Genomic DNA, 11739 nt, shown 5'->3' with positions numbered 1-11739 from the left:
ATGGCAAAAGAAAAGTTTGAACGCGTAAAACCGCACGTAAACGTTGGTACAATCGGCCACGTTGACCACGGTAAAACAACTCTAACAGCAGCAATCACTAACGTACTTGCAAAAGTATACGGTGGTGTAGCTAAAGACTTCGCATCAATCGATAACGCTCCAGAAGAGCGTGAGCGTGGTATCACAATCTCAACTTCACACGTTGAGTACGATACTCCAACTCGTCACTACGCACACGTAGACTGTCCAGGACACGCCGATTATGTTAAAAACATGATCACTGGTGCTGCTCAAATGGACGGCGCAATCCTAGTAGTTGCTGCGACTGACGGTCCTATGCCACAAACTCGTGAGCACATCCTACTTTCTCGTCAGGTTGGTGTACCTTACATCATCGTATTCATGAACAAATGTGACATGGTTGACGACGAAGAGCTACTTGAGCTAGTTGAGATGGAAGTTCGTGAACTTCTTTCTGAGTACGACTTCCCAGGTGATGACTTACCACTAATCCAAGGTTCAGCGCTTAAAGCGTTAGAAGGCGAGAAAGAGTGGGAAGACAAAATCGTTGAGCTTGCAGAAGCACTAGATTCTTACATCCCAGAGCCAGAGCGTGACATCGATAAGCCATTCATCATGCCTATCGAAGACGTATTCTCAATCCAAGGTCGTGGTACTGTTGTAACTGGCCGTGTTGAAGCTGGTATCATCAACGTGAATGACGAAGTTGAAATCGTAGGTATCAAAGAAACTACGAAGACAACTTGTACAGGTGTTGAGATGTTCCGTAAGCTTCTAGACGAAGGTCGTGCGGGTGAGAACATCGGTGCACTTCTACGTGGTACTAAGCGTGAAGACGTTGAACGTGGTCAAGTACTAGCTAAGCCTGGTTCAATCACTCCACACACGAAGTTCACTTCAGAAGTATACGTACTTTCTAAAGATGAAGGTGGTCGTCACACTCCATTCTTCAAAGGTTACCGTCCACAGTTCTACTTCCGTACAACTGACGTAACAGGTGACGTACAGTTACCAGACGGCGTTGAAATGGTAATGCCTGGTGATAACATCAAGATGACTGTAGAACTAATCTGCCCAATCGCGATGGACGAAGGTTTACGCTTCGCTATCCGTGAAGGTGGCCGTACAGTTGGTGCTGGTGTTGTTGCAACTATCGTTGAGTAATATCAACAGATAGAGCTTCACAGCTTATAAAAAGGTCGCCCAGGCGGCCTTTTTTAATGTCTGTAGAAAAGCTATCAGCTGTCAGCTTTCAGACGTCAGATTAGATTGGTGGAGTTGTTTTGTGCGGTGCCTACTCAAGCCATGAAATCCCGTAGGAGGCACTTTAGTGCCGAATTAGAAGCATTCTTACAATTAGGTTTGACCTAGACTCTTTAAACTTTACTCTTGCTAACTCGCAACTCGCAACTCGCAACTCGCAACTCGCAAACTCGCAACTCGCAAACTCGCAAACTCGCTAACTCGCAACTCGCAAACTCGCTAACTCGCAACTCGCAACTCGCAAACTCGCTAACTCGCTAACTCGCAACTTTCCTATGAACTAATTCACTCATTTAGCACTCTTAAAAATAAAACGAGGCGCTAGGGTGTTAAAAGGGAATTACAAAGCATGGATCATCTCAATTTCGTTACATACTGTTTTGTTGCTGTTATTTACTCGATATGGAAAGTCTTTGAAACTCCCCGCAGTCGCTGAACCGCCAAAAGTAATCAACGCGTATGTGAGTGTTGATTTAACTTCGTTACCTAGTTTGCAGAAAATCCAAGAAAAACCTTCACCTGAGCAAACAGAAGGAATGCCTGATGAGGTTAATTCTTTGCCAAAAAACGAAGAAACTTCGCAGAGTAGCTCTGGGCAGATAAGTGATTCTAATACAGTTAATCCCACAATAGACGAACCCAAAAAAGCTACCTCTGAGGTTGTAAAGCCTAATCAGACACTTGAGAATTCAAAAATAGCCGAAGAGCCTTTTAAAAAGCTCAACCCTTATGCGCCAATCCCACAGCTTAATTTTGAAAATGGTTCTGCTAATGCGTCTTTGTTTGGGCAGGGTGAAGCGACGATTAGTAATAGCCCCGCAGGCAGGGTTACGGTGCCCGCACAATTAACCGTCTCTGATAAAGCAACTGTCGTTTGGCAAAATGGCGATGGCAGCAAGCGTATCGAGGTACTAAATGGCATGTGTTACGGCATAGATTTTAATTCGGTGTTTGGTAAATCTGGAGTGCCAAGTGGATCGCCCAGACCCTGTGAAGATAAAGAAGCAAAACTATTTAAAGAAATAATGAATAAGTGGAGTAAAAAGTAATAACAAAATACTTTACCTCAACTTAACTTGAGCTTTTAAAGTAGCGTTTTTTGTAATGGATATCGCTATGAACTCACTAGAAAACTATTTATTAAGCCTACAAATCAATTGTTATCAAACGTCAGTGATACAGATTTCTCAAGTACAAGCACGTATTTGGCAGTCATTACAAAATAGTTCTAGTTATGCAAATAGCGTAATCGAAGAGTTTGAATTAAATGGGCATCCTACGCATTACCAACATGCCGCCCTATTTACACTGGTTTTACAGCAACTCGGTTATAAAATACAGCCAACAGCAGAAAATACTTTGTCGGTAAGGCATAACCATTTGTTACATGACATTCGTCTTGTTGAGCAGTTAAACCCTAATGAGGCTTAAGTCATGTTTTATCTTATAAAAAGGCACTTAGCCGAAACTAAGTGCCTTGGCTTAACGAAGTTACCAAATCATTTCTACAAATTCTGGGTGATCCACAAATGGGTTGCGGTTACCTTGATGTTCATAAGCGGCTTGGTTACGGTCAAGCTCTAATTGGCTAACGGGATCCTCGTTATGCCACTTTAATAACATAGCAACGACCCAGCTCTCAAAAACCTGATTAGATGAACCATTCAGTACAGCGTTACTGTAGGTTGTGTTGTTTTGCCATGAGCCAATAACGTTTTCATAGCGTGTTGCCATATAGAAATACGCTCTTGCAAAGTCACCTTTAAACTCATCGATAGGTTCAAAAACTGTTCCTGAGTAATTTAATGTGCTAGCAGCGCTGCCTAATTTACTGCCGTTACTAGAGGTATAGCTTGCACTAGCTACTTCACCAAATGGGTAATTACTGCGTTTTGAATTGACATAACCATCAGTGGCAAAAATGTGATGTACGTCTGAATTCATTGGCTCAACTGTTCCACCAAACCAACTTTTTGGGAAAGAATGCTCACGGTTGTAGCAATCAGCTTCGCTGTTGTAAGTACCACATTGATCGCTTACAGCAACATAGTTGTAGCTGTCTTGGCCTGCCGGGTTTTCTGAATAACGATCTAAAATAGAGTTGTCGTTTTCAAAATACTTATCGCGTGAAGCAATATCGTAAAAACTCCAAATTGCTGAATAGCCCTGCGAGTTGTGACCTTTAATTATGTTGTATAGCTCTGTTTTCAGTGCATAACCACTAAGGCCTTGGGTTGTAACATAGTACCCAGTTGGCTCTGTTGGTGTTGTACCACCTCCGTCACCGCCACCTGAGCTATCACCTAAACTAAACGGCGTAGCTTCTGAGCTTTGGAAGCTTGCACCACTGGCAAGTACTGTTTGACCGAACGAAAGGCTATAGCTACCGTTACCGTAAGAGCAGCATATGCCATCACCATAGCTATCAAAAATAGTAAAGGTATAGTCACCATCAGTTAAGCATGCTTGCTCACTGTATTGAGTATTTGCTGCATAGCTGCCGCCTGATGCTACTGCACTACCTTGGCTATTGGTGATTTGCCAACTGGTTTCTTCCCCATAATTATCGGTAGTGAGGGTTAAAGACACTTGGTTATCGGCGCAGCTGCCCGTAGGTGGTGGAGTTGAGTCTGTGTTTGGTGCAAAGTTATCTACATAAACGACTTCGCTGCCATCAAAACCAGTTACATCGTAAAAGCGCAGGCCAACATTAATTGATGTGGTCGCAGAGGCTGTGTACTGATAACTGATTTGTTGCCATTGATTGGTTAATGCTGAGTTAGAATAACCTTGATAGCCATCAACTACTAAGCGAGCTTTTACGCCACCTTCTGTATGGTAAACCCAAGCAGAAAACTCATAACTTTCACCCGCCACTACCTCTACTAATTGTTGTAAATCGGTATTACTTTGGGTGCCAGTATTAACCACGACTTGTGCTGAGTAATTACCTGAGTAAACCACATTAGTATTAGCGCTAAGACTAATACCGCTATCAATAGTGCTCCAGCTTGCAGGGGTATTTGCTGACCAGCTTTCGAAGTCGGCGTTACTAACATTTGCCAATGCTGAACTTGCTAAACAAAGTAAGCTACTGGCTAGCATATATTTTTTACATGTCCCGTGTGACATTGTATTTTCCTTTTTATATTTTAATAGTTTTTGCTGTTCTCAAAATGAACACAGCGAGTATAGGCTAATTGGTTTATGTTGCAATAATGTTAATTAATAAAAGTTTCTTATTTGGGAATTTTTGCTTTTAACATGTTTTTTTTGGATAAATACTAAATTAATAACTAAATGGAATATCAAAGCAGATTCTATTCTTTTTTAATCGTCTCAGACCTCGTTATTCTTCACGCTCAGATAAACCTTTAAAGCATTTCTATTGGGTCTTTAAAGTCGAAAAAATTGTTCGCGAAATGACAGTAGCAAGTTCGTTTCGCAGTTAACTTTTCAGGGTTACGAGGAATAAATTCATGTTGTTAAGTCAACTAAATGCAGCGGCGAGCCCGCTATCGCAAGAGCAAGTACAGAAGCTGCAAGGCTTAGTGGCTGAACTTAATCCAATTCAGCAAGCGTGGGTAAGTGGTTACTTAGCTGCGAATGCCAACGCAGGTGCATTAACCGGTGGTGTTGCTGCCACTCCAGCTGCAGGTGATGCACCGCCGCTAACTATTTTATACGGCTCGCAAACGGGTAACGCAAAAGGCGTGGCGAGCAAGTTAAAAGAGCAGGCAGAGTCGCGCGGTCTAACTGTTAAGCTAGTAAACATGGCTGACTACAAACCAACAGCCCTGAAAAAAGAAAAGTTTATCACGGTTGTTGTTTCAACCTACGGTGAGGGTGAGCCACCAGAAGACGCTGAAAGCCTTCATGAATTCTTAACAACTAAAAAAGCACCTAAACTAGATGGTGTTAAAGTGGCTGTGATTGGCTTAGGTGATTCAAGCTACGAGTTCTTCTGCCAAACAGCAAAAGATTTTGAAGAGCGTTTTAACAAGCTTGGCGCAGAAACTATTTTCCAGCGTGCTGACCTAGATGTAGATTACGATGATGAAGCAGCTAAGTGGATTGATGGTGCACTTGATGCGTTTGAGCCTGATCTTAAAGCGCAGCAACAAGCAAGCGGTGGTCAAGTTGTAGCCATGCCATTTGGTGCAGCGGCACCAGCAGCAAGCCAATACACCAAGCAAAACCCATTTGCTGCAGAACTAAGTGTTGTGCAAAAAATTACCGGTCGTGATTCAACCAAAGATGTGCGTCATGTTGAAATCTCATTAGAAGGTTCAGACATTACCTATACACCTGGTGATTCGCTAGGCGTTTACTTCTTAAATGACGAAGCGCTTGTTGATGAAGTACTTACGCTTACACAAATCGATGCATCTAGCACGGTTAAACTTGGCGACGAAGAACTAAGTGTTCGTGATGCATTAATCGAAAAATTAGAATTAACTCAGTCATACCCAGGCTTTGTTGAAAAATACGCAACAGCAACTGGCAACCCTGATTTATTAAAGTTAGTTGAAGATAAAGCGGCAATGCGTGAGTACATCGAACCTCGCCAAATCTTCGATATTATTCGTCAAAACCCAGCTCAGCTTGAAGCACAAACCTTAGTAGACTGCTTACGTAAGCTACAAGCTCGTTTATATTCGATTGCATCTAGCCAAGCTGAAGTTGAAGAAGAAGTTCACTTAACTGTGGGTCTGGTTGAGTTTGATGCATTCGGTAGCGAGCATTTAGGGGGTTGTTCTGGCTATTTAGCACGTCGTGCTGAAGAAGGCTGCAAAGTAAAAGTATTTAGCGAGCATAACGATAATTTCCGTTTACCGGCTAATGATGAAACGCCAATTATCATGGTAGGTCCGGGTACGGGTATTGCACCATTCCGTGCGTTTTTACAAGAGCGTGATGCTCGTGAAGCAAGTGGTAAAAACTGGTTATTCTTTGGTAACCCACACTTTACTCAAGACTTTTTATATCAAGTAGAAATTCAAGGTTACTTGAAGTCAGGTTTACTGACAAAAGTGGATGTGGCGTTTAGCCGTGACCAAGCGGAAAAAGTATATGTTCAAGACAAACTTCGCAAAAACAGCCAAGAAGTATTTGCTTGGTTAGAAGCGGGTGCTCATTTCTATATCTGTGGTGATGCAAACCGTATGGCGAAAGATGTTCATCAGGCGCTTGTCGACATTATCAAAGAAAATAGCGGCAAAGATGATGAACAAGCTGAGCAATATTTAAAAGATTTACGTAGCGCAAACCGCTATCAGAAAGACGTGTACTAATCACGTTTAAAGCTAACAGCCGTCACTGTAACAAATTTAGGAAATACCATGAGCGAACAAGACAAAAACGTAAAGCTTTCTGATAACGAGCGTTTGAAAAGAGAAAGTAACTTTTTACGTGGCACAATTGAGCAAGATTTAAAAGACGAGATCACCGGTGGTTTCACTGCTGATAACTTCCAACTGATCCGTTTCCACGGCATGTACCAGCAAGATGACCGTGATATTCGCCCTGAGCGCGCTAAACAAAAATTAGAGCCGTTACATAACGTAATGTTACGTGCTCGTATGCCTGGCGGTATCATCAAGCCAGAGCAATGGTTAGCAATTGATAAGTTTGCTGAAGAAAAAACCAGCTATGGCAGTATTCGTTTAACCACGCGTCAAACTTTCCAGTTCCATGGTGTGCTTAAGCCAAATATTAAAGGCATGCACCAAATGCTTAATAGCGTGGGCATTGATTCAATTGCAACGGCGGGCGACGTAAACCGAAACGTATTATGTACAACGAACCCTGTTGAATCTGAGCTTCACCAAGAAGCTTACGAGTGGGCTGCGAAGATCTCTGAGCACCTACTACCAAAAACTAAAGCATATGCTGAAATTTGGTTAAATGGCGAAAAGAGTGAAACCACTGAAGAGCCAATCTTAGGTTCAACTTACTTACCACGTAAGTTTAAAACCACAGTGACAATTCCACCGAACAATGAAGTGGATGTGCATGCGAACGACTTAAACTTTGTAGCAATTGCAGAAAACGGCAAGTTAGTTGGCTTTAACGTGTTAGTAGGTGGTGGTCTTGCGATGACTCACGGTGATACCGCAACGTATCCTCGTAAAGCAGATGACTTTGGTTTCATTCCACTTGAGCACACGTTAAAAATTGCTGAGCACGTGGTGTCTGTACAGCGTGATTGGGGTAACCGCTCAAATCGTAAAAATGCAAAAACTAAATACACACTTGACCGTGTAGGTTCTGATGTATTTAAAGCTGAAGTTGAAAAACGTGCCGGTGTTCAATTTGAACAGAGCCGCCCGTATGAGTTCACTCACCGTGGTGACCGTATCGGTTGGGTTGAAGGTATTGATGGTAAGCACCACTTAACGTTGTTTATCCAAAGTGGTCGTATTTTAGATTACCCAAATCAACCACTTAAAACAGGCTGCCGTAAAATTGCTGAAATTCACCAAGGTGACTTCCGCATGACAGCAAACCAAAACTTGATCATCGCAGGTGTTCCGGCTGATCAAAAAGCGGTAATCGAAGAGATTGCTCGCAACCATGGCCTGATTGATGACAGCCATACAGAGCAGCGTAAAAACTCAATGGCGTGTGTGGCATTACCAACGTGTCCGTTAGCGATGGCTGAAGCTGAGCGTTATTTACCAAGCTTAATTGAGAAAACTGAAGCGTTATTAGCTAAGCACGGCATCAGCGATGACAACATCATTATGCGTGTTGTGGGTTGTCCGAATGGCTGTGGCCGCGCAATGTTGGCAGAAGCGGGTCTGGTTGGTAAAGGTCCAGGAAAATACAACGTGTACTTAGGTGGTAACCGTGAAGGCACGCGTATTCCAAAACTGTATTTAGAAAATGTTGGCGAAGACGTATACCTAGACGCATTCGATAAGCTAATTGGCCAATGGGCAAGTGAGCGTAATGAAGGCGAGTGTTTTGGTGATTTTGTAATTCGCAAAGGCATTGTTGCTGAAGTTAAAGTTTCAGTAACCGATTTTCACGCATAATTTTATAAGCGATACCGCTTTAAGGTTTGGAATTAACCATGAGTGAATTTAAAAACATCTTAACGATGAGCAAAGAAGACCAAACAGCTATGTTGGCTGATATAAATGGTCTTCTGGCTGATAAAAGCGCAGAAGAGCGTGTTGCATGGGCACTTGAAAACTTACCAAGCACACACTTTTTGTCGTCGAGCTTTGGTATTCAAGCGGCGGTGATGTTGCACTTAGTAACATCGCAGCAGCCAGATATTCCTGTGGTACTGACTGACACTGGTTATTTGTTCCCTGAAACCTATCAGTTCATCGAGCAAATGACGGAGCGACTATCGCTTAATCTTAAAGTTTATAAAGCTGAGCTTAGCCCTGCGTGGCAAGAAGCGAAGTTTGGTAAGCTTTGGGAGCAAGGTGAAGAAGGCATTAAGCAGTACAATCAACTGAATAAAGTTGAGCCAATGACTCGTGCCTTAAACGAGCTGGGTGCAGGTACTTGGTTTAGTGGCTTGCGTCGCGATCAGTCATCTAGCCGAGCTGATAAGCAAATTGTTGAAATCAGCCGAGGGACTGTGAAAGTGTATCCGCTTATTGAGTGGAACAACCGTGACATCTATCAGTATCTAACTAAACATGATTTACCTTATCACCCACTTTGGGAGCAAGGTTATGTGTCGATGGGCGATGTTCATACAACCCGTAAACTTGAACCGGGCATGACAGAAGAAGAGACACGTTTCTTTGGTTTAAACCGTGAATGTGGCTTACATATCGATGGTGATGGTATCTAATCCTAAATTCCTATCAGAATTTTCGTAAAGCGCAACCTAGGTTGCGCTTTTTTTGTGCTATTTATATACAATCCCTGGCTCAATTTTATGAGAGAAAATTATGAGTCGTGCTGTTGTTTTTTTATTGTTGTTTTTAATTGTGCCTTTAGTGCGAGCAGAAACTTTGAGGGTTGCGCTTTATGACACGGATTACCCGCCATATCATTTTGCTGACAGTAGTCATAAAGGGCTTGTTGATGAGTTATTAATTCGTTTTGCTGAGAAATATAATCATGATATTCAATACATGCTGGTACCTGAGGTGCGTTCACAGCATTTACTTGATGAAGGCAAGGTTGATGTACGCTTAGAGTCTGAGCAATGGTATCGCGGAAATAAGCAATACTATTGGAGTGATAGTATCGCTGTTGTAGAAGATATTTTAGTGATGCCGAGTGGTTGTCATATTCCAGCTATTGATGAGCTAGGTGGTTATGTGTTGATGGCCCGCTTTGGCTACACCTATCCGCAATTTGAAGCGTTGTTTGCATCTGGAAAATTGCACCGTGAGGACTTTTACTCAGAACTAGATATGCTGAAGGCTTTAGTCGACATGCAGCAAAATCAACGTGTTGCTGTGATCGCAAAAAACACACTACAGTGGTATGCCTCAAAAAATAATGCTTTTAAAAAATTCACGGTGAGTGATTACAGTGTTGGTAAGGCTCCGATGCAATTACAGTTTACTTACAATGAAAAAGGGAAGCGCATGAGCGAGCAATTTAACGAATTTATGAAAAATCTTAAATCATCCGGTGAATTTGCTAAGATTGAGAGTAACTACCAATAATCGGTAAATCGAATGATTAAGCGTTTTTGTTATCTTGCCGTTATGCTGCTACTAACCAGTGTTGCGCTGCTGTTTTACATTAAAAAGCCAGACGGTAAACCTTACCTAGAGCTGAGCATGTTCGAGCGTTACTCAGACAAAGTAAGTGGCGATGTGAGTGATTTTGCTTCGCAAAGTGCCGATACACTTACCAGCCAAGCAAAAAAGCTCACTGAGAAGTTGAGCTTGAGCAAAGACGCAAATTCATCTGTCGTCGTGTATAAATGGCAAGATGAACATGGTCAGTGGCACTATGCTGATACCCCTCACCCTAATTACGTAAGTACTGCGGTAAGTTTAGATCCTAACGACATAACAGTGTTACCCGCAGAGACATTTCAAGCTGATGAAGAGCAACCAGCAACCGTTAAAACTGACGAAACATCTTCAACGCTTGGCGTATACGACCCTAAAAATGTACAAAAGATGATGCAAGACGCTGAGCAAGTAAAACAGCTTATGGAGCAACGTAACAAGCAACTTGAGCAGCAGCTCAAGGAGCAAGGTGGTAATTAACTTTATTTGTTCTGTGCTTTGAGGTCACTTTCCATTTTCATCAGTAAAATAGTGAGATAAATTTTGGTAGGCAAAGAGAATAGCACACCAACAGCAATACACGCTGCGCTGATCATAATGCCATGTATACCCATGCTATCACTTAAGTAATTGCCGGCTAATAAAGAGTGCCCCAATATAATTAGGCAAATACCTAAAATAATAAAGGTTTTTAAGATTCGAATGATGGTTTGTTCAGTCATATAAGCACCTCACTTTAGCCTTAATTAAAGTGTAGGTGCTGTTGTCATTAATAGGATTGTTCTAAATCAAGCAATTGTCGGTTATTTGTCCAACTTTACTGGGCCGTTGATGTTATCGATGCTTAAATCACCTGAACCCGCTTCAATAATAGTTAGGCCGAGTGTGTCATCCACATAAATGCTGCCAGAGCCATCGGTAATGGTAACCAGCCCTTTGATTTGTCTTACATCTATATCACCAGAGCCATCTTCGATAGTAAGCGCACCAGCCAATGTTTTAATGCTGATACTACCTGATTCATCAATAATACGTGCAGGGCCTTGGCTGTTTTCGATGCGGATATCACCAGAGTCATCTTCAATATCAATACGCCCTTGCCCTTGGTCTATCATAATTGAGCCAGAATCGTCTTCAATGCTGATATTTCCGCTGACATTGCTAATGCGAATATCCCCCGAGTCATCATCAATATTAATATTACGACCCCCTTCGATCACAATTGACCCTGAATCATCATCAATACTGATATCGTTTTGCATTGCACGTATCACGATATCACCTGAGTCATCATCAATATCTAGTTTGAGGTTGCTAGGCACAGAGACAATTAAATCAATATGAGGGGATGAACCACTGTAAAACGATAAGCTACCATTATTGAGCTTGCTGATAAGCTCTGCGGTGTCGCTGTGCTTTTCGAGGGTTAGCGTATAAGTCTCATCGCCTTTAGCCGCATAAATGTTAGCCTTCACAGTGATAGCCGTGGCGTTATTGTCGCCTTTGATGATCAGTGAACCGGCTTCGGCATCGATTTTTAGCTCGTTTATATTTACAGCCGACACGCTTAAGTCTTGTTGTTTTTGTTCTGCGATTTGACTTGGAGAGACATGAATAACACAGCCCGTTAATAATAAACTTGATGAAATGGCCGTTGCGCAAATTGCGCGTTTGAATGATGCAATAGTCATATGGATTCCAAAATTATTGTGATTGTTATCTGGTTAGCATT

11 protein-coding genes are annotated in these 11739 nt (G+C 42.2%); 8 read left to right on the top strand and 3 right to left on the bottom strand.

The features are described from left to right. From tuf to PASHI_RS18850, 3 genes are all read left to right on the top strand, one after another. On the top strand, positions 1-1185 hold the full coding sequence (gene tuf, locus PASHI_RS18860; RefSeq protein WP_054564107.1) for an elongation factor Tu: 1185 nt from the start codon (positions 1-3) through the stop codon (positions 1183-1185). A 425-nt stretch (positions 1186-1610) separates the two neighbouring features. Continuing rightward, positions 1611-2333 (top strand): hypothetical protein, encoded by a 723-nt coding sequence (locus tag PASHI_RS18855; protein WP_062566685.1) that lies wholly within the window; start codon positions 1611-1613, stop codon positions 2331-2333. Positions 2334-2400: 67 nt separating this feature from the next. Continuing rightward, positions 2401-2715, top strand: coding sequence for a hypothetical protein (locus PASHI_RS18850; RefSeq protein WP_062566684.1), 315 nt, complete (start codon positions 2401-2403; stop codon positions 2713-2715). A 60-nt stretch (positions 2716-2775) separates the two neighbouring features. Here the strand turns inward: PASHI_RS18850 and PASHI_RS18845 are convergent, their stop codons facing one another. Continuing rightward, entirely contained in the window at positions 2776-4416 is a 1641-nt protein-coding gene (locus PASHI_RS18845; RefSeq protein ID WP_062566683.1) for an endonuclease, read from the bottom strand. A 347-nt stretch (positions 4417-4763) separates the two neighbouring features. On the opposite strand from PASHI_RS18845, the gene PASHI_RS18840 reads away from it, so the two are divergent. The 5 genes from PASHI_RS18840 (at position 4764) to PASHI_RS18820 (ending at position 10487) form a co-directional block, all read left to right on the top strand. Further along, complete coding sequence (locus PASHI_RS18840; protein WP_062566682.1) at positions 4764-6578, top strand: assimilatory sulfite reductase (NADPH) flavoprotein subunit; 1815 nt, start codon at positions 4764-4766, stop codon at positions 6576-6578. A gap of 48 nt (positions 6579-6626) precedes the next feature. Next, positions 6627-8324 (top strand): assimilatory sulfite reductase (NADPH) hemoprotein subunit, encoded by a 1698-nt coding sequence (cysI, locus tag PASHI_RS18835; protein WP_062566681.1) that lies wholly within the window; start codon positions 6627-6629, stop codon positions 8322-8324. A 38-nt stretch (positions 8325-8362) separates the two neighbouring features. Next, complete coding sequence (locus tag PASHI_RS18830) at positions 8363-9103, top strand: phosphoadenylyl-sulfate reductase (RefSeq protein ID WP_062566680.1); 741 nt, start codon at positions 8363-8365, stop codon at positions 9101-9103. A gap of 100 nt (positions 9104-9203) precedes the next feature. Next, positions 9204-9932 (top strand): substrate-binding periplasmic protein, encoded by a 729-nt coding sequence (locus PASHI_RS18825; protein WP_062566679.1) that lies wholly within the window; start codon positions 9204-9206, stop codon positions 9930-9932. Between the two features lie 12 nt (positions 9933-9944). Next, on the top strand, positions 9945-10487 hold the full coding sequence (locus tag PASHI_RS18820; RefSeq protein ID WP_062566678.1) for a DUF4124 domain-containing protein: 543 nt from the start codon (positions 9945-9947) through the stop codon (positions 10485-10487). A gap of 2 nt (positions 10488-10489) precedes the next feature. On the opposite strand, the gene PASHI_RS18815 is transcribed toward PASHI_RS18820, so the two are convergent. Together PASHI_RS18815 and PASHI_RS18810 are read right to left on the bottom strand one after the other, a co-directional pair. Next, a complete protein-coding gene (locus PASHI_RS18815) occupies positions 10490-10729 on the bottom strand; it encodes a hypothetical protein (protein WP_055198924.1) in 240 nt (79 codons plus the stop codon). A gap of 81 nt (positions 10730-10810) precedes the next feature. Next, the gene (locus tag PASHI_RS18810; protein WP_062566677.1) at positions 10811-11698 is read right to left on the bottom strand and encodes a DUF4097 family beta strand repeat-containing protein; all 888 of its coding nucleotides are present in this window, start codon (positions 11696-11698) and stop codon (positions 10811-10813) included. Positions 11699-11739: the final 41 nt, after the last annotated feature.

The sequence above is a fragment of the Pseudoalteromonas shioyasakiensis genome, from assembly GCF_001550135.1.
Lineage (GTDB): Bacteria > Pseudomonadota > Gammaproteobacteria > Enterobacterales > Alteromonadaceae > Pseudoalteromonas > Pseudoalteromonas shioyasakiensis.
This window is presented reverse-complemented; position numbering and strand designations above follow the sequence as displayed.